Origin of the sequence: Paenochrobactrum sp. BZR 201-1 (assembly GCF_044987585.2) — a bacterium.
Taxonomy (GTDB): domain Bacteria; phylum Pseudomonadota; class Alphaproteobacteria; order Rhizobiales; family Rhizobiaceae; genus Paenochrobactrum; species Paenochrobactrum pullorum.
The window spans coordinates 234,954-253,726 of record NZ_JBJDRZ020000001.1 but is presented as its reverse complement, the minus strand read 5'-3'; the positions used below and the strand labels follow the sequence as shown (position 1 = coordinate 253,726).

Sequence of the window (18,773 nt, the reverse complement as noted above, 5' to 3'; positions counted from 1 at the left end):
TAAGTTTGATCTATCGCAGCAGCTCTGATGAATATGACCGCAAAGAAAAAAGCCGATCCATGAATGGCCGTTTCATTTCGAAAATGGGAAATGAAATATGGCAATTCAAGAACCGGCCCGCATTATTTCATAAGATACTAATATAATTGAATATTACACTGTCGTTGTACGGTTACGAAACCGCATACGGCGCAATTCGCCCGGCGTGGTGCTACGGTTTTTCTTCAAAGCTGTTGTCATATGACTTTGTGATGAAAAACCAATTTTGTCGGCAATATCAGCCAGACTTTCATCTGTCTCCTGCAAGCGCCGCTCCGCCTCGTTCAAACGCAACATCAACAAATATTGATGTGGTGTTTGGCCAAAACTTTCTCTGAAAGAGGTCAAAAAGTGACCAGGTGAAACACCTAAGAAATTAGCCATCGATGTGACAGAAATTTTCTTACAAAAATTATCGCGTAAGTAATTTTCGATCTGGCGCATGGAATGGTAGCTCAAACCACCCATTTCCTGCCGTTCATAATTGCGACGCAATACCGAATGATTTTGCAACAGCAATGTTACAAATACTGTTTTCAGCGCCTCCAGATAATGCTCAATGACCGGTCCGTTTTTCTGCATTTCCGCCCGCAATAAATGGGCAACTTGCAAACATTTAGCATCAACAAAACGGGCAGGTGCCGGAAAATATTCTTCAGCGGAAAGTGCTTTGTCGCCCTCGCATGCGGCCTGTAATGCCTCGGCATCAAGTTTAACCACCAAATGCTCTTTCTGCACTGACCATGACATTTCCAGCATTGTGTCTGCCGGCACGACCAGAATCGTGCCCGCCGGAGCATTGAACGTTTCATTACGGCCTGTCGCCGTTTTCCAATGCAGATCACGGGTTGCCGACATAATAATAATTGCAGTCAGATCTTCAAAACTGGCAGATCCTGATCCGGCAGGTGTTACAGCATAGGTTAATTTACCATTGGTTGTCGTCAAACAGCGCTCACCGGCAGCGCGCAAAAAATTGCGCTCCGGCTGACGCTCCTGGCTAAACCGCTTATCAAGAGAACCCGCACTATGAGCTTGATGAATAGTATATATACTCATTAAAATCCCCAATGATTATTAACTTTAATAAATATCAAAAATATATTCGCAGCTTCTTGGCTAAGAAGTTAAAATGAACTTCGCTTTATTGTGAGATCATTTTATGCGGCTCAAGCTTGTTAAAACTTGCTCTCCATAAAACGATTCCACTTACACGCTAGCATGATTATTTACTCAAATGCAATTTATGCGTGTAATAATCATATATATTTCTATAGAAATTCACTCTGTTTAAGTTAACGAAATCCTATGTAAAATCAAAAAATTAAATAAAAACAATACTATAATCTTTTCATTCCTTTCTTGAAAAAAATACCACCTGATAGAATCAACCCTTGATTGAATTTATTCAAACTGACTAATGTATAAAATCATCAGCCAAAGAACAAAAACAATTCATCATTTTCAATAAGGTTGAGTTTGGTGTTTTTTGTCTTGAAGAATACATGCATGTCATCTTTTTAAAGACCAAGCGATGCAATTTATTTTTATCCCTTATCCTGCAAGGCATCCTCTTGCACCACCTATATCTTAAAAAAATAAAAAGGCGACAAATTCATCAAGACTCTACTTGCTATTGATTTGCATTTGCCTTAAATGTAATCGCAGTTGCAAATCAATAGCAAGAAAGAATGCCAGCCACATGACTGTTTCAGTGAAAACCAAGATCATCTCTGCGCTTTCTGCTCTTATGGTATCCACACTCGTCAGTGGCTCCGCATGGGCGCAAGAAAAGTTTAAAGCTGTCACAACATTTACTGTGATTGCCGATATTGCCAAAAACGTAGCCGGTGACGCTGCGATTGTTGAATCCATCACCAAGCCAAATGCCGAAATTCATGATTATCAGCCAACCCCTGGCGATATTATCAAAGCACAGGATGCCGATCTGATTTTCTGGAACGGTCTTGGACTGGAATTGTGGTTCGAGAAATTCTTCCAGAACTTGAAAAATGTTCCAAGCGTTGTGGTTTCCGAAGGCGTTGAGCCAATGGGTATTACTGAAGGTCCTTATAACGGCAAGCCAAACCCGCATGCGTGGATGTCGCCAAACGCAGCGCTGATTTATGTCGACAATATCCGCGATGCTTTCATCGAGCATGATCCGGAAAACAAAGACATTTATGCGAAAAACGCTGAAACCTATAAAGATCAGATCAAAGCGACCATTGATCCAATCAGAGCAGAACTTGCTGCCATTCCGGCCGACAAGCGCTGGCTGGTTTCCAGTGAAGGTGCCTTCTCTTATCTGGCACGCGACTTTGACTTGAAAGAACTCTACCTCTGGCCAATCAACGCCGATCAGCAGGGCACACCACAGCAGGTGCGCAAAGTGATCGACGAGGTCAAGAAAAACAACATTACCGTCGTATTCTCCGAAAGCACCATTTCCGACAAGCCTGCCAAGCAGGTCGCGCGTGAAACCGGTGCCAAATATGGCGGCGTACTGTACGTGGATTCACTCAGCGATCCGTCAGGTCCGGTTCCCACCTATATTGACCTCCTGAAAGTGACCTCAGGTACAGTCGCCAAAGGGCTTGCAGAATGAAGCCGCAAACTCTCCCAACTGCAAGCCTGAACACCGCCGCCGGATTATTAAATCCGGTGGCGGCACTTTCAGTCGATAATGCCACCGTTACCTATCGTAACGGTCACACCGCACTTAAAGATGCAACATTCAGCCTGCCTTCCGGCACCATTACCGCCCTTGTAGGTGTCAATGGCTCCGGCAAGTCCACATTGTTCAAAGCCATTATGGGCTTTGTTAATCTGGCGCGCGGCGAGATCTCTGTCTTTGGCGAACCTGTCGCCAAGGCTTTGCGCAAAAACATGGTCGCTTATGTGCCACAGAGCGAAGATGTAGACTGGAACTTCCCTGTTCTGGTTGAGGATGTCGTGATGATGGGACGCTATGGCCATATGGGCATGATGCGCATTCCAAAACGCGTCGACCATGAGGCTGTCAGTGCAGCCCTTGCACGCGTTAACATGACCGAATTCCGCAAACGCCAGATAGGCGAATTGTCGGGCGGCCAGAAAAAACGTGTCTTCTTGGCGCGTGCCCTGGCGCAAGACAGCAAGCTCATTCTGCTCGATGAACCCTTCACCGGTGTTGATATCAAAACCGAAGATCAGATCATCGAATTGCTGCGCTCTCTTCGTGAAGAAGGCCGCATCATGCTGGTTTCAACGCATAATTTGGGCAGTGTGCCGGAGTTCTGTGACCGTACCGTGCTGCTGAAACGCACTGTACTGGCCTATGGTTTCACCGAAGATACCTTCACGCAGAAAAATCTGGAAAAGACCTTTGGCGGCGTCTTGCGCCATCTGGTTCTCAATGAGGCAGATCATGGCGGCGAAAAATCACTCGGCATTATCACCGATGATGAAAGACCGCTGGTCCTGCATGATGACAGACCCGTGCAACAGCCGGTAAAAGGAAAAGCGTAATGAGTGTGCTGCTTGAGCCATTCAGCTACCAATATATGGTCAATGCCATGTGGGTGTCGGCCTTGGTTGGTGGTGTTTGTGCTTTTCTCTCTGCCTATCTGATGCTGAAAGGCTGGTCGCTGATCGGTGACGCGCTTTCGCATTCCATCGTGCCGGGCGTTGCCGGTGCTTATATGCTGGGTCTGCCTTTTTCCATCGGTGCGTTTTTCTCCGGTGGCTTGGCAGCAGCAGCCATGTTGTTTTTGAACCAGCGCACCAAGCTGAAAGAAGATGCGATTATCGGTCTGATTTTTTCGTCATTCTTTGGACTTGGCCTGTTTATGGTTTCACTCAAACCAACTGCTGTGAGCATCAACACGATTGTTTTGGGGAATATTCTGGCCATAACGCCGGAAGATACATTGCAGCTTGCCATTATCGGTTTCATCTCACTGGCTGTCCTGCTGGTGAAATGGAAAGACCTGATGGTGGTTTTCTTCGATGAAAGCCATGCCCGTTCCATCGGCCTCAATCCGTCACTGTTGAAGATTGTCTTCTTCACATTGCTGGCCGCTTGTACTGTGGCTGCAATGCAGACAGTTGGCGCGTTTCTGGTGATCTGCCTTGTGGTGACACCGGGCGCAACAGCCTATCTTCTTACTGACCGTTTTCCACGTTTGCTGACCATTGCCGTACTGATTGGTTCCATTACCAGTTTTGCTGGTGCCTATGTCAGTTATTTTTTGGACGGCGCAACCGGTGGTATTATCGTTGTCATGCAGACGGCAATCTTCCTGATCGCATTTTTCTTTGCACCAAAGCACGGCATGCTGGCCGCCCGCAGACGCGCGTCTCAAGCCCTGCTCTTGTCAGGAGAGATCGACCAATGATTGACACTCTCTTGATGCCATTTCAGTTCGAATTCATGCGCTATGCATTTATCATAACGCTGCTGATTGCGATTCCTGCCAGTATTTTGTCCTGTTTCATGGTGCTGAAAGGCTGGTCGTTGATGGGCGATGCCATCAGTCATGCCATTTTTCCGGGCGTAGTGATTGCCTATATAATCGGCATTCCTTACGCCATAGGAGCCTTTATAGCAGGCATGTTCTGTGCGATTTCAACTGGTTTCCTCAAAGAAAACAGCCGCATCAAACAAGATACCGTGATGGGGGTCGTCTTTTCCGGCATGTTTGGTTTGGGGCTCGTGCTTTATGTCAAAATTGAAAGCACGGTTCACCTCAACCACATCCTCTTTGGCGACATGTTGGGCGTAAATGTTCAAGACATCATCGAAACTGGTCTGATTGCATTGGGTATAACGGCTATCATGGCCGTGAAATGGCGTGATTTCTTGCTGCATGCTTTCGATGCAGCCCATGCCCGTGCTGTTGGCCTGCCGGTGCGTCTGCTGCATTACGGTTTGTTGTGCATGATCTCACTTACTATTGTCGGTGCTTTGACGGCGGTGGGGATCATTCTGTCAATTGCCTTGCTGATTGCGCCGGGTGCGATTGCGTTCCTGATTACCCGTAAATTCAGCTCCATGCTGATCACTGCTATTGCGGTTGGTTTAAGCACCTCGTTTCTTGGTGTTTACCTGTCGTTTTTCATCGACAGTGCTCCGGCACCAACAATCGTTCTGCTGATGGCAATCTGCTTTATTGCAGCCTTTACCACCGCCACCCGCAGAGCTGCGCGCATTGAGGCGCAACACAGCTCATCTTGAAAGCACTGAAGTAAACATGCAAAGTGAAGGCATAGACATCAAAGAGCGACGGAGATGACCATGCCTTCACTAACCTCCTCGGCACAAAACAATGCGGCACAAGACGTGCTGGATTTCTGGTTCTCGGAAAATGTCGAGAAACATTGGTTTGTCCGCAGCGATGATCTCGATGAAGAAATCAAACAACATTTTTCAGCTCTTTACGAGCAAGCCCATAGTGGCACGCTGGATGTATGGGGCGATGAATTACACTCTGCCCTTGCTCTTACCATTATTCTGGATCAGTTCCCGCGCAATATGTTCCGCGGTTCCGGACGCGCGTTTGAAAGCGACGCCAAAGCCCGCCAGATTGCCAAAGCTGCCATAGAAAAGGGCTTTGACCAACAAGTCAGTGAAAAACAACGGGCGTTTTTCTATCTGCCTTTGATGCATAGCGAAGATCTGGGCGACCAGAAAAAGAGCGTCGAACTTTATGAAGCTCTGGGCAATGCCAATTCACTGGATTACGCGCATCAACACTTGGATATCATCGCGCAGTTTGGCCGTTTCCCGCATCGCAATGTGGCGTTGAAACGTGAAAACACACCAGAAGAAACCGAGTTTCTCAAAACCCATTCTGGTTTTTAATCCTCTCTTGCCATTCTAAAAGCACGGCTCCGCCTTCAGATCAGGAACGGAAATTCTTGATCTGAAGGCGTGATGTGCTATCGGTTTTTTGACTGATAAAAAGCCACCAAAAGCTTAACTCAAAAGGATATATCATTATGGCTGAACTCATCCGGATCGCCATTGCCGGCCACGGAAATCTAGGACGCGGCGTTGAAGCAGCCATCAAGAAAAACCCTGACATGCAATTGACGGGTATCTACACCCGCCGCCCGCCGGCACAGGTGTCGCCATTGAGCGAAAATGTGCAGGTTTTCAGCATGGATGACCTGAAAACCCATCAGGACAAAATTGACGTTTTGATTTTATGTGGCGGCTCCAAGCAGGACCTACCGGAACAGGGGCCGGAACTGGCAGCGCTCTTCAACACCGTTGACAGTTTCGACACGCATGCACGTATTCCGGAATATTTTGCAGCTGTTGACGCTGCTGCCCTGCCCAACAAAAGAACCGCGCTGATTTCGGCCGGCTGGGATCCTGGCATGTTCTCGATCAATCGCGTGATGAGCGAAGCCCTGCTGCCGGACGGCGAAACCTACACCTTCTGGGGTGACGGTCTTAGCCAAGGGCACTCAGACGCTATCCGTCGCGTGGAAGGCGTTGCAGGCGGCGTACAATATACCCGCCCTGTGCCGGAAGCCATCGAAAAAGTACGCAGCGCCTCGCGCCCTGTGCTCACCACCCGCGAAAAGCACAAGCGTGAATGTTTTGTTGTGCTGAAAGAGGGTTCGGATGCCGACGCTGTTCGGGAAAAAATCGTCACCATGCCGGATTATTTTGCCGATTATGACACAACCGTCAACTTCATCTCAGCTGAAGAACTGGCACACGACCATCAGGCGATGGTGCATGGCGGCTTCGTCATTCGCAGCGGCAACACCTCCGACCAGAATGCACAAGTGGTGGAATATAGCCTCAAGCTCGACAGCAATCCGGAATTTACCGCCAGCGTTCTCGTGACTTATGCGCGTGCGGTATATCGTATGGCACAATCCGGCCAGCATGGTGCCAAAACCGTGTTTGATGTTGCCCCTGGTTTGCTCTCGGTCAAATCAGCCGCGGAATTACGTGCCGAACTGCTCTGATTCTTTTTGAAATGAGTATAAAGAAGCTCCGGTTCAGCCGAACCGGAGTTTTTTGTTGTTAGAATCTAAAAATACCGCGTCAACAGCACAGCTTTCGCCAGCTCATAATTGCTGAAAGAATATGAAAATCACAACTTTACCCGCGAAAATGCTCAAAAGGATGAGCGTGTGCGATGCACCAGTTAGTTCAAATTGTAAAAAGAGGGAAAACTGGTGCTGCGAGGGAGGTTCGAACTCCCGACCTCTCCATTACCAATGGAGTGCTCTACCACTGAGCTACCGCAGCAAACACTTGATTGCGGCGGACTTCTGCCACATAAGAACCAAAACCGCAAGATAGCAATTGTAATTCTTTTTCAGATTGTGGAAATCCGCATTTGCTGGCACGGCAAATAGCCTTTTCCCACTGATCAGTCCAGAGCAAAAATGAACATGAGTGAAGATAAACCATTAACAGAACAGGAAAAACAGCGTTTGGCACAGGAAAAACGCCGTTCCGAACAATTACGGGCTAACCTCCAGCGCCGCAAAGCGCAGGTTCGTGCCCGCAGAGCAGGCGCAGAAGACAGTCGCCAAGAGGGAATCAAAGCCGCATCCACACCGCAAATTCCGGAAAAAGATGAAAAAGCTTGAAGATAATCAGTTGCTTCGCGAATCATATGCCGTTTTCCGTCATGTGGAATGCGAAAAATAACCTCTTCCTTGATGCGGACAAAAAGCCCGCTTAAGAATCACATCTAAGCGATAAGTCTACTTGGCATCGGCGTTGCGTTTCTGTACCCAGCACATTCAAATTCATCCGTTTCAGAATAATTATCTTAGCCACAAGATGAATGTTTTTCATTAACCGGCGCGTTACCGGTTTGGTGTAGAATAGGTAATTACCCTTCAGCGGCTCATAAGGTTTAACAGCATGGATCGTATTAAAATTATCGGCGGCAATCAGCTTAATGGGGTCATTCCTATTTCCGGCGCCAAAAACGCAGCGCTTCCGTTGATGATTGCGTCACTCATGACCGACGATACGCTGACACTGGAAAATGTGCCGCATCTGGCAGACGTGGAGCAGCTGATCCGCATTCTTGGCAATCATGGCGTTGATTATTCCGTCAATGGTCGCCGTGAGCATCAGGATAACGGCTATTCCCGCACCATCCATTTCACCGCACGCAACATTGTCGACACCACCGCTCCTTATGAGCTGGTATCGAAAATGCGCGCAAGCTTCTGGGTTATTGGCCCGTTGCTGGCACGTATCGGGGAAGCCAATGTGTCGCTGCCTGGCGGTTGCGCCATTGGTACACGTCCGGTTGACTTGCTGCTCGAGTGCCTGATTGCGCTGGGTGCCGAAATCGACATCGACAATGGCTATGCAAAGGCACGCGCACCAAAGGGTCTGATCGGCACCGAATATACCTTTCCGAAAGTGTCAGTCGGTGCCACCCATGTGATGCTGATGGCGGCAGCTTTGGCAAAAGGCGAGACCATTATCCACAATGCGGCGCGCGAGCCGGAGGTGGTCAATCTGGCCGACTGCCTCAATGCCATGGGCGCAAAAATTTCCGGTGCCGGCAACAGCACGATTACAATTCAAGGTGTCACCAACCTGACCGGTGCCCGCGTACGTGTCATTCCTGACCGTATTGAAACCGGCACTTACGCTATGGCTGTTGCCATGACCGGCGGCGATGTTTTGTTAAAAGGCGCACAAGAAGAGCTGTTGAGCGAAGCACTAGATACATTGCGCCAAACAGGTGCAGAAATTACCTCCACGCCGGAAGGTATCCGCGTGGTGCGTAATGGCAACGGCATCAAGCCGGTTGATATTACTACCGAACCTTTCCCGGGCTTTCCGACCGATTTGCAGGCGCAATTCATGGGGCTGATGACCAAAGCGCAAGGCACATCAAAAATCACTGAAACGATTTTTGAAAACCGCTTCATGCATGTGCAAGAACTGGCGCGTCTGGGCGCGAAAATTTCGCTTTCCGGCCAGACCGCAACGGTTGAAGGTGTTGAACGCTTAAAAGGTGCGCCCGTGATGGCAACCGATCTACGCGCATCCGCCTCGCTGGTTATTGCCGGCCTTGCAGCGGAAGGCGAAACCATCATCAACCGCGTTTATCATCTTGATCGCGGCTTTGAACATCTGGAAGAAAAGCTCTCCCGTTGCGGCGCGCAGATTGAACGCATCAGCGGTTAATCAAGCTTTTTAAGCATTCGGTTCTACAAGAACGGGCGGTTTTGAGGCAGATTACACCTCAGACCGTCCTTCTTTTTAGCTTTTTAAGTGCTCACACTACTTTCGCGCTATAAGGATGATTGCAGAACCAAAGAGTTATGTGGCATGACAGAAACAAGCAGGACATAAAGCATCAAGCTCAAGGGTAGAAAATCATGCTGAAATTGATGGCACTCGATCAAGAAGATCTGCAAATCATTTCCGCGCATCTGCAAGATGCCGTGCTTAAAACTGCCGATATTCAATATCTCCACCAAGAAAAGCGGTTTATTCTCACCGTAAACCGTTTCGTTTGGGAAGGCGCACAGTCCGGCTTCAAACTGAAGCTTTTCGGCAAGCGCAGCTTTGAGCGCCGCCGCACAAGTCTGCATTTCAACCGTGTTTTGAGCGTTAAAACCAACGGCATAAATCGCGACAATGAGCAAAGCGTCCTCTCACTGCTCTCGGTCAATTTTATCGAAACAGAAGCACCCCATGGCGTGGTGGAGCTGATTTTCGCTGGCGGCAATGGTGTTAAACCAGCCATTCGCCTTGACGTGGAATGTATTGAGGCGCAAATCACTGATCTGGGTCCTGCATGGGAAACAAATGCCAAGCCAAAACATGGTGTTTAAGACCTGTTGCTGATACTGCTATGCTTGAACTAAAAAGGCTTAAGTATAGTCGCCAATAAGATTTTAAGAAGGAATACCAGCGTGGTTCAAACGCTTCGTCAAAGCAGTCCTGATTTCGAAGAAAAGTTTGCTCAGTTTCTCAACAGCAAGCGTGAAGTTTCCGCCGATGTGGATCGGGTGGTACGCGAAATCGTGGATCATGTGCGTCGTGACGGCGATAAAGCGCTGATTTCCTATTCAAAGACCTTCGACCGTATTGATCTGGAAAAAACCGGCATTGCCGTCACCAGCGAAGAAATCGACGAAGCTTTCAAACTGGCTCCGGCCTCAACCGTTGAAGCATTGAAACTGGCACGCGACCGCATCGAAGCGCATCACGCCCGTCAAATGCCGAAAGATGACCGCTACACCGACGCTTTGGGCGTGGAACTCGGCTCGCGCTGGACAGCAATTGAAGCTGTCGGCCTTTATGTGCCGGGCGGTACTGCCAGCTATCCAAGCTCCGTTTTGATGAATGCCTTGCCGGCACGCGTTGCCGGTGTCGAGCGTATCGTCATGGTTGTGCCTTCACCGGATGGTATTTTAAACCCGCTGGTGCTGGTGGCTGCACGCCTTGCCGGTGTATCTGAAATTTACCGTGTCGGCGGAGCGCAGGCCATTGCCGCTCTTGCCTATGGTACAGAAACCATCAAACCGGTTGCCAAGATTGTCGGCCCCGGCAATGCCTATGTGGCAGCCGCCAAGCGCATTGTTTTCGGCACAGTCGGCATTGATATGATTGCAGGCCCCTCCGAAGTGCTGGTCATTGCCGACAGCGACAATAATCCTGACTGGATTGCAGCTGATCTTTTGGCGCAAGCCGAGCATGATACGGCCGCGCAATCGATTCTAATGACCAATGACGAAGCTTTGGCCAAAGCAGTTGAAGACGCCGTCGAGCACCAGTTAAAAACCCTGTCACGCAGCGAAACGGCGGCAGCAAGCTGGCGCGATTATGGCGCCGTCATTCTGGTTGAGGATTTTGACAAAGCGATACCGCTCGCTAACCGTATCGCCGCCGAGCATCTGGAAATTGCCACTGCAAATGCTGAAGAACTGGTAGATAAAATCCATAATGCCGGTTCGATCTTCATCGGTAAATATACGCCGGAAGTGATCGGTGACTATGTTGGCGGCTGTAACCACGTTCTGCCGACAGCGCGTTCCGCACGTTTTTCATCCGGTCTTTCCGTGCTTGATTATGTCAAACGCAGTTCTATTCTAAAGCTTGGACCTGAACAGCTGCGTGCTTTAGGCCCTGCAGCTATTGATATCGCCCGTGCTGAAGGCCTTGATGCCCACGCACAATCGGTTGCAATCAGATTGAATCTTTGAGGACACATGACCAGCGGCGGTGAAGCCCGATTGATTGATGTTGAGCTGGATGAGTCCATTGGACGCTCCACGCCTGACATCGAGCATGAGCGCGCCGTCGCTATTTTTGATCTGATTGAAGAAAACAACTTCAGACCGGTGGGTGATGATATTGGCGGCCCTTACAAATTGCGGCTCTCATTGCTTGAAAAACGGCTCATTTTTACCATCTCGCGGGAATGCGGCGAACTTGTTGCCACGCATATTTTGTCGCTCACCCCTTTGCGGCGCGTTGTGCGTGATTATTTTATGATCTGCGAAAGCTATTATGAAGCCATCCGCTCTGCCACTCCCAGCAAAATTGAAGCCATTGATATGGGACGCAGAGGTTTGCACAATGAAGGTTCGCAAACATTACAATCCCGCCTTGAAGGCAAGATTGAAGTTGATTTTATCACAGCGCGCCGGCTGTTCACGCTGGTTTGCGTGCTGCATTGGCGCGGGTAAACTTGCATGATCGCCAGTGAAGTTGTATCAAGCCCCGCAGAAGATGTAGAAAAACCCCTTAAACCGGGTCTGCCCTCTTCCATTCTTTTCGTTTGCGGCAAAAACTCTATCCGTTCGCCAATGGCCGAGCTTTTAACACGCCGTATGTTGAGCAAAAGCACCTATATTGCTTCTGCCGGCGTGAAAAAAGGAGAGCGCGATCCGTTTGTGGATGCGGTTCTGGCAGAGATCAGCATTTCGCTCGACAACCGCCAGCCCCGCGACTTGGATGAACTGGAAGACGGCTATTTTGATCTGATCATAACACTGACACCTCTGGCGCATCACACCGTTTTGGAAAAAATGCGCGGATTTTCAGTTGATGTTGAATATTGGCCAACGCCTGATCCGACATTGCTGACCGGCTCCAGAGAGCAAATACTGGTCGCTTATCGTGATGTCCGTGATCGTTTAAAGAAACAAATCGAACAACGGTTCAATTAAAAAGTAAGCTCATTTCAGTTGTTCACAAATGCGTCCTAATCATATAGGTTCCGCGCAAATCCCGATGAACCGCCTTTGACGGCTCATTTTAACGACTATAAAACATAATTTTTAAGAAAAGAAACAGGTATCGCATGGCGAAAGAAGAAGTCCTCGAGTTTCCGGGCGTAGTTACTGAACTGCTGCCAAACGCAATGTTCCGCGTTAAACTCGAAAACGATCACGAAATCATCGCTCACACCGCTGGCCGTATGCGCAAAAACCGCATCCGCGTTCTGGCAGGTGATAAAGTGCTGGTTGAAATGACCCCTTATGACCTGACCAAGGGTCGTATTACCTACCGCTTTAAGTAAGCCAACTTACAAAGCTTAAAAGCTGGTATCAGTTTAACCGGTATGAGGCTGACAGCTATATGTCTGGCCATTATCTCACAAGCCGATCCTCACAAGAAAGTTTCTCCTTATGAGCGCTCAGCACAAGTTGATACTCGCATCAGGTTCCCCGCGCCGGATTGAGCTTTTGGCGCAGGCTGGCATTACGCCGGATCATATCCATCCGGCCGATATTGATGAAGCACCTTTGCGTGCAGAGCATCCGCGCTCGCTCGCACGGCGTTTGTCGCGCCAAAAGGCTGAAAAAACAGCCGAACAATTGCGCGGTGACGAGAGCTATAGTGCAAGCTTTATTCTGGCCGCGGATACAGTAGTAGCCGTTGGTCGGCGTATTCTGCCTAAAGCCGAGCTGGAAGATGAGGCGCGCGAATGCCTGCGGCTTCTCTCCGGCCGTTCGCACAAGGTTTTCACCGGCGTCTGCCTGATCCAGCCAAACGGCAAATTGCGTCAGACGATTGTTGAAAGCCGTGTCCGCCTTGAGCGACTCACCCGCACGCATCTGGATGCCTATCTCGCATCCGGAGAATGGCGCGGCAAGGCTGGCGGCTACGCCATTCAGGGGCTTGCCGGTAGTTTTATAGTGAAATTGGTGGGCTCTTATAGCAATGTGGTGGGCCTGCCGTTGCACGAAACTGTCAGTCTGCTGGCAAGTGGCGATTATCCGGTCTATGCCCATTGGAAGACAGGCAAGGTTTAACAGCCGATATGAGTGAAAAAAGCAAAAACGGCAGCGAATCGAATGTCACGCCTTTGCGCCCGACACGTCCCTGCCCTGAATGTAAAAAACCGTCCTCGCGCGAACATTATCCGTTTTGTTCTCCCCGTTGCCGCGATGTAGATCTCAATCGCTGGCTTTCGGGCACCTATGTGATTCCCGGGCCACGCTTGGAAGAAGATGACGAAGAGGCGGAATAATCCGCCTTTTTCTTTTTCAAACGCTTTTAGCCGTGAATCAGTCATGCGTTTCAATGATTCACGTGAAATATTTTGCAAAGAATAAAGTTTCAAACAGCATTTTTGACCGTAAAAACAATCAAATACACATTGAACATCTTGTTTTTCATGCGATTTTCAACGCTTAAGCTGTTAATTCGTGAAATCGACAGCAGAAAAGCCGAAAAATTATAAAGTCCGCACTGGACAGACGAAAATTTGCTGCTATAAACCACCCCATTCCAGCGAATAAATCATTCGCTTCTCCGGCAAGATAAGCTTGCAGGTACGGGATGCCCGGATAGCTCAGTTGGTAGAGCAACGGATTGAAAATCCGTGTGTCGGCGGTTCAAGTCCGTCTCCGGGCACCATTTTTTACTTCCCTGAAATTGATCGTTAAAATCTAAAATCAGCGTACGCTTATTTTTGTGTGTTTGATTACCCTATCCGCTAACGCTTGTTAGTGGATGAAATATATTTTGATGCCAATTTATAGTGCTGCAATGGTACAGTTCAAATCAATGATGGAGATAATGATGCGCACTCTTTTGATTTCATTGTTTTTACTGATGCCGGTTAGCACTTTGTCAGCCGCGGAACCGGATGGAAAAAAATTATCGGAAATCATCGCCGAGATCGAACAAAATAGCGATTTTTCATATATCGACGAGATCGATTGGGATCGAAAAGGTTATTATGAAATCGAGTATTATCTCAAAACCGGTGCTAAAGTCGAAGTCCGTATCGACCCAAAAACAGGTGCAATTGTGCCAAGATAAAATCTTGCAAAATAGCTAAGGTTTTTAATCCAAAAAAATCCACAGCTTGCACTAATATAATTTTAAAAACGCCGCATTCTTCATAATAATCAGTTAAAGTGAAAAATATTTTTTTGGTTTCATCAGCCGTAAAGGTATCTTTCCGGTTAAAACCAACTGAAAATGTGGCTTTTTCAAAAGTTTAACTCTCGCAATCAGATATACAACTAAAGTTTTAAAGCAGAAATTCATCATTTCATTGCTTACAAAATTTGCGTTCTCAGTTGAATATGAATTGGCTTTAAAAACCAAAGTGTTATTTTGAATTTTTAAATAATTTTAAATTCATCCATATTTCCCAGAACTCCTTCTCAATTCAATATTTTTCAATATTTTTTCGGCACTATTATTTTTCCCCTTCCGTAAAGCAACCGATGGTTGTAATTAAATTATAAGACAAGCTGTCAAAATCCCCCCTCTTGTCAGCGCCCGAGAACATAATATCATAAGCGCCTAAAGATTTTTTCCGAGGGGAGGTTTAATGTTTAAGAAAATTTTACTGGCGAGCGTTTGCGCTTTTGCGTTTACCGGCATTGCCAATGCCGAAGTGGTTCTCAACCGCGGTAACGATACTGACCCGGCAACGCTTGATCATCATCGTACATCTACTGTCTCTGAAGGTCGCATCATGAAAGACCTCTATGACGGTCTTGTCATTCAGGATGCAAAAGGCATTCCGGTTGCGGGCACTGCAAAGTCCTGGGACATTTCCGAAGATGGTCTCGTTTACACATTCCATCTGCGTGATGATGCCAAATGGTCAAATGGCGATCCGGTCACTGCCGGTGATTTCCTATTCACCTATCGTCGTATTATGAATCCAGCTACCGCTGCGGGCTATGCCAGCATGCTGTTCCCGATCAAAAATGCTGAAGATGTCGCAGGCGGCAAGAAGCCTCTCGAAGACTTAGGCGTTGAAGCTGTTGATGATCTCACGCTGAAAATTACACTCAATGCACCAACCCCTTATTTTTTGGAACTGCTGACTCACCAAACCGGTCTGCCGATGCACCAGAAGAGTGTTGAAGCAAACGGCGATAAATTCACCACCGCCGGCAAAATGGTCACCAATGGTGCCTTTATGCTGGAAAGCTTCCAGCCGAACGACAAAATCGTCATGAAAAAGAATCCGAATTATTATGGTGCGGATGAGGTGAAGATTGATGTCGTTAACTGGATTCCTTTTGAAGACCGCGCATCTTGCATGCGTCGTTTCGAGGCCAAAGAAGTGCAGATCTGCTCGGACGTTCCGGCAGAACAGATTGACTATGTAAAGAAAAATCTGGCTAACGAATTCCGTATCGCACCTTATCTCGGCTCCTATTACCTGCCGATCAAGGGCAAAACCGCTGATAGCAAGCTGAAAGATCCGCGTGTGCGTGAGGCCATTTCCATGGCAATCGACCGTGAGTTCTTGTCTGAACAAGTCTGGCAAAACACCATGCTGCCGGGTTACTCGGTCGTACCTCCTGGCATCAACAACTATGTTGAAGGCGGTGTGCAGCTTGAATTTGCCAAGGAAGACATGCTTGAGCGAGAAGACAAGGCAAAAGAACTGCTGAAAGAAGCAGGCATTGAGCCGGGCTCACTTTCCATCGAGCTTCTCTACAACACCTCAGAAAATAACAAAAACACCATGGCTGCCATTGCCGACATGCTCAGCAATATCGGCATCAAAGCTTCGCTCAACGAAACTGAAGGTGCTACCTATTTTAACTTCCTGCGTGAAGATGGTCCATTTGACATCGCCCGTGCAGGCTGGATTGGTGACTATAACGACCCGCAGAACTTCCTGTTCCTGTCCGGTACCGGCATCAGCTTCAACTATTCGAAATGGTCGAACAAAGACTATGATGCGCTGATTGCCAAGGCAGCAGCCACCACGGATATGAAAGCACGTGCAGAAGTGCTGGCAGATGCCGAGCGTCTGATGCTCAAAGAAACCGCGGTTATTCCGATCCTTTATTACTCATCCCGCGCGCTCGTTGCAGACCGCGTTGAAGGCTATGAGGATAATCTGATGGATGCGCACAACTCACGTTGGCTGTCCCTGAAGAATTAATCACGCTTCACGGCTGCGAAGAGACCATCTTCGCAGCCGTGAGTTCTTATTTTCAAACAGAAATTATTAGCCAGCGCCTGAATATTTTAAAACAAGCGCAGCATAATGGCCGTTGATCACAGGCTTCAAGGCAATAACCGCCTTTATTATCATCGCCTGACCAGCTCTACGCATCCCATCTCCGGTGTTTGTAATGCTGATAAAAGAGGCGTTGATGGCTGGCATGATAATTTCAACGAGCACAAGACGAATAATCGTTGCCGTTCGGTGACGAACAAAAAATGAAGGGTGCGTTCATGCAAGGAATAAATCGATGTTAAGCTACACACTCCGACGACTTGCTGGCGCAATACCCACCGTCTTAATTATTGTCACCATCACATTTTTCATGATCCGGCTGGCGCCGGGCGGGCCATTTGATCTTGAGCGGCCAATTGATCCGCTGATCATGGCCAATTTGCGCAAAGCCTATAATATGGATGCGCCTTTATGGCAGCAATATCTGATTTATCTCGGCAATCTCTTGCAAGGCGATCTGGGGCCAAGCTTCGCCCGTCGTGACTTTAGCGTCAACGACTTGTTTGCGGCCGGCCTGCCTGTTTCTATCATGCTTGGTGCGCTCGGCCTGTCATTGGCCGCCGTTCTCGGCACCATTCTCGGCTGTATTGCAGCGTTGAAACAAAATTCAAAATTCGATTATGCCATAGTTGCAATCGCAACCTTTGGCATCACCACGCCAAACTTTGTTGTCGCCCCTATTCTCAGTTTGTTTTTCGGTGTGATTTTAGGCTGGGTTCCGGCAGGTGGTTGGTCATCGGCAGATGTTTCCTATTGGATCTTGCCGGTTCTGACCCTCGCTCTGCCGCAAATCGGTGTCATTGCGCGTCTGGTGCGCGGTGCAACCATTGAAGCACTGCGCGCCAACCATGTGCGCACAGCCCGAGCCTATGGCCTGCCAACCCGCATTGTGGTGGGTGTGCATGCCTTGCGTGCCGCCATGCTGCCGGCGGTCTCCTATCTGGGGCCAACCGCTGCTTCGCTCCTCACCGGCTCTGTAGTGATTGAAACCATCTACGGTATTCCAGGCATCGGCCGCTATTTCGTGCAAGGTGCATTGGGACGCGATTACACATTGGTGATGGGTACCGTTGTGGTGATTGCGGTTTTCGTGGTGCTTTTCAACCTCATTGTCGACCTCATTTATGCATGGCTTGACCCACGGGTGCGTTATGACTGATTTATCTGTAAACTCCGCTCAAGCACCAGTAATTGCCGGACGCTCCCTCTGGCAGGATGCCTGGATTCGCCTGCGTAAAAACAAAGCAGCTGTCACCAGTGCGATTGTGCTCGCCGTACTTACTTTGGCGAGCATCTTCGGGCCCATGCTGAGCCCGCACCCTTATGATAAAATCTATCCTCAATTCGTGAGGGTGGCACCAAGCCTTGAAGCCTATCCGCGTGCCGACACCGTTTTGCCGGGTCTTGAAAAAGAACTGGCGCGTGCACGTCTAAAAGCATCCTCTGAACCGGAATTATCCGGCAGCAATATTACCGTGCCTTTCACAGCACAGCGTGAAACTGATGAACGTGTACTTCGTTATTTTGAGCGCTCCGATCTCTTCAGCAAGCCGAAGATCGAACTGGCGCCTGATGGTTTAAGCGGGACGCTCACTCTCAATGTAGCGCGTAATTACTTTCTGCTCGGCACCGACAATCTGGGACGTGACATGCTATCACGCACGATGATCGGTGTGCGTATTTCGCTGGCAATCGGCCTTCTTGCCTCCATCATGTCTTTGGTGCTGGGCGTTGGCTACGGTGCGATTTCCGGATATTTAGGCGGGCGCATCGACAATGTGATGATGCGTGTTGTCGATATTCTTTATTCGCTTCCCTTCATCTTCTTCGTCATTTTGATGCTGGTGTTTTTCGGAAGGTCGATTTTCATCATCTTCATTGCCATTGGTGCCACCGAATGGCTTGATATGGCACGTATTGTACGCGGCCAGACCTTGAGCCTCAAACGACAGGAATTTGTGCAAGCCGCAGAAGCGCTTGGTGCTACACGTCGCGGTATCATCACCCGTCATATCATTCCTAATGCTTTGGGGCCGGTGATTGTGTTTGTGACCCTCTTGGTACCAAAAGCCATTTTGCTTGAAAGCCTGCTTTCCTTCCTCGGGCTTGGTGTTCAAGACCCGATGACCTCGCTTGGGCTACTAATTTCAGAAGGCGCGCAAAACATGCGCGGTGCTTCATGGCAGCTGATCTGGCCAGCATTGACACTCACAACCATTCTCTTCGCCCTGAACTTCCTTGGCGACGGATTGCGCGACAGCCTGGACCCGAAGGATCGTTGAT

Annotated in this window: 20 protein-coding genes and 2 tRNA genes; 20 read left to right on the top strand and 2 right to left on the bottom strand. The window is 48.7% G+C overall.

Translation table 11 applies throughout. The features are described 5' to 3' along the window. Nucleotides 1-153: 153 nt before the first annotated feature. Nucleotides 154-1,098 carry a helix-turn-helix domain-containing protein gene (locus ACI0FR_RS01400; protein ID WP_404906734.1) on the bottom strand — a complete coding sequence of 315 codons (945 nt, stop codon included), beginning with the start codon at nt 1,096-1,098 and terminating at the stop codon, nt 154-156. Between the two features lie 691 nt (nt 1,099-1,789). Here ACI0FR_RS01400 and ACI0FR_RS01395 point away from each other — a divergent pair. From ACI0FR_RS01395 to ACI0FR_RS01370, 6 genes are all read left to right on the top strand, one after another. Next, nucleotides 1,790-2,647 carry a metal ABC transporter substrate-binding protein gene (locus tag ACI0FR_RS01395; protein ID WP_374830396.1) on the top strand — a complete coding sequence of 286 codons (858 nt, stop codon included), beginning with the start codon at nt 1,790-1,792 and terminating at the stop codon, nt 2,645-2,647. Continuing rightward, entirely contained in the window at nt 2,644-3,549 is a 906-nt protein-coding gene (locus tag ACI0FR_RS01390) for a manganese/iron ABC transporter ATP-binding protein (RefSeq protein ID WP_374828914.1), read from the top strand. Before ACI0FR_RS01395 ends, ACI0FR_RS01390 begins: the two co-directional genes overlap by 4 nt. Beyond that, nucleotides 3,549-4,418 carry a metal ABC transporter permease gene (locus ACI0FR_RS01385; protein ID WP_374828913.1) on the top strand — a complete coding sequence of 290 codons (870 nt, stop codon included), beginning with the start codon at nt 3,549-3,551 and terminating at the stop codon, nt 4,416-4,418. The genes ACI0FR_RS01390 and ACI0FR_RS01385 overlap by 1 nt, the downstream gene beginning before the upstream one ends. After that, the gene (locus tag ACI0FR_RS01380) at nt 4,415-5,257 is read left to right on the top strand and encodes a metal ABC transporter permease (protein ID WP_374828912.1); all 843 of its coding nucleotides are present in this window, start codon (nt 4,415-4,417) and stop codon (nt 5,255-5,257) included. Before ACI0FR_RS01385 ends, ACI0FR_RS01380 begins: the two co-directional genes overlap by 4 nt. Nucleotides 5,258-5,317: 60 nt before the next feature. Further along, the gene (locus ACI0FR_RS01375; RefSeq protein ID WP_404906736.1) at nt 5,318-5,884 is read left to right on the top strand and encodes a DUF924 family protein; all 567 of its coding nucleotides are present in this window, start codon (nt 5,318-5,320) and stop codon (nt 5,882-5,884) included. Nucleotides 5,885-6,021: 137 nt separating this feature from the next. Then, nucleotides 6,022-7,008 (top strand): diaminopimelate dehydrogenase, encoded by a 987-nt coding sequence (locus ACI0FR_RS01370; RefSeq protein WP_404906737.1) that lies wholly within the window; start codon nt 6,022-6,024, stop codon nt 7,006-7,008. A 211-nt stretch (nt 7,009-7,219) separates the two neighbouring features. On the opposite strand, the gene ACI0FR_RS01365 is transcribed toward ACI0FR_RS01370, so the two are convergent. Further along, nucleotides 7,220-7,294, bottom strand: a tRNA-Thr gene (locus ACI0FR_RS01365). Between the two features lie 146 nt (nt 7,295-7,440). Here ACI0FR_RS01365 and ACI0FR_RS01360 point away from each other — a divergent pair. The 14 genes from ACI0FR_RS01360 (at nt 7,441) to ACI0FR_RS01295 (ending at nt 18,772) form a co-directional block, all read left to right on the top strand. Beyond that, entirely contained in the window at nt 7,441-7,641 is a 201-nt protein-coding gene (locus ACI0FR_RS01360; RefSeq protein ID WP_374828909.1) for a hypothetical protein, read from the top strand. Nucleotides 7,642-7,921: 280 nt separating this feature from the next. Continuing rightward, nucleotides 7,922-9,211, top strand: a complete 1,290-nt coding sequence (gene murA / locus ACI0FR_RS01355) for a UDP-N-acetylglucosamine 1-carboxyvinyltransferase (RefSeq protein WP_404906738.1) — start codon at nt 7,922-7,924, stop codon at nt 9,209-9,211. A gap of 194 nt (nt 9,212-9,405) precedes the next feature. Beyond that, entirely contained in the window at nt 9,406-9,864 is a 459-nt protein-coding gene (locus ACI0FR_RS01350; protein WP_374828907.1) for a DUF2948 family protein, read from the top strand. A gap of 81 nt (nt 9,865-9,945) precedes the next feature. Next, nucleotides 9,946-11,238 carry a histidinol dehydrogenase gene (hisD, locus tag ACI0FR_RS01345; protein ID WP_374828906.1) on the top strand — a complete coding sequence of 431 codons (1,293 nt, stop codon included), beginning with the start codon at nt 9,946-9,948 and terminating at the stop codon, nt 11,236-11,238. Nucleotides 11,239-11,244: 6 nt separating this feature from the next. Continuing rightward, nucleotides 11,245-11,724 (top strand): UPF0262 family protein, encoded by a 480-nt coding sequence (locus tag ACI0FR_RS01340; RefSeq protein ID WP_374828905.1) that lies wholly within the window; start codon nt 11,245-11,247, stop codon nt 11,722-11,724. A gap of 6 nt (nt 11,725-11,730) precedes the next feature. After that, the gene (locus tag ACI0FR_RS01335; RefSeq protein ID WP_374828904.1) at nt 11,731-12,207 is read left to right on the top strand and encodes an arsenate-mycothiol transferase ArsC; all 477 of its coding nucleotides are present in this window, start codon (nt 11,731-11,733) and stop codon (nt 12,205-12,207) included. A gap of 134 nt (nt 12,208-12,341) precedes the next feature. Next, entirely contained in the window at nt 12,342-12,560 is a 219-nt protein-coding gene (gene infA / locus ACI0FR_RS01330) for a translation initiation factor IF-1 (RefSeq protein WP_184221405.1), read from the top strand. 109 nt (nt 12,561-12,669) lie between these two features. Beyond that, complete coding sequence (locus ACI0FR_RS01325) at nt 12,670-13,296, top strand: Maf-like protein (protein ID WP_404906741.1); 627 nt, start codon at nt 12,670-12,672, stop codon at nt 13,294-13,296. 8 nt (nt 13,297-13,304) lie between these two features. Then, nucleotides 13,305-13,514 carry a DNA gyrase inhibitor YacG gene (gene yacG, locus ACI0FR_RS01320; protein ID WP_374828902.1) on the top strand — a complete coding sequence of 70 codons (210 nt, stop codon included), beginning with the start codon at nt 13,305-13,307 and terminating at the stop codon, nt 13,512-13,514. A 313-nt stretch (nt 13,515-13,827) separates the two neighbouring features. Next, nucleotides 13,828-13,903: transfer RNA gene (locus ACI0FR_RS01315), tRNA-Phe, on the top strand. A gap of 165 nt (nt 13,904-14,068) precedes the next feature. Then, nucleotides 14,069-14,311: a PepSY domain-containing protein gene (locus ACI0FR_RS01310; RefSeq protein WP_374828901.1), complete on the top strand. Its 243-nt coding sequence runs from the start codon at nt 14,069-14,071 to the stop codon at nt 14,309-14,311. A 520-nt stretch (nt 14,312-14,831) separates the two neighbouring features. Continuing rightward, on the top strand, nt 14,832-16,412 hold the full coding sequence (locus tag ACI0FR_RS01305; RefSeq protein WP_374828900.1) for a peptide ABC transporter substrate-binding protein: 1,581 nt from the start codon (nt 14,832-14,834) through the stop codon (nt 16,410-16,412). Nucleotides 16,413-16,725: 313 nt separating this feature from the next. Further along, the gene (locus ACI0FR_RS01300; protein WP_374828899.1) at nt 16,726-17,649 is read left to right on the top strand and encodes an ABC transporter permease subunit; all 924 of its coding nucleotides are present in this window, start codon (nt 16,726-16,728) and stop codon (nt 17,647-17,649) included. After that, nucleotides 17,642-18,772 carry an ABC transporter permease gene (locus ACI0FR_RS01295; protein ID WP_374828898.1) on the top strand — a complete coding sequence of 377 codons (1,131 nt, stop codon included), beginning with the start codon at nt 17,642-17,644 and terminating at the stop codon, nt 18,770-18,772. Before ACI0FR_RS01300 ends, ACI0FR_RS01295 begins: the two co-directional genes overlap by 8 nt. Nucleotide 18,773: the final 1 nt, after the last annotated feature.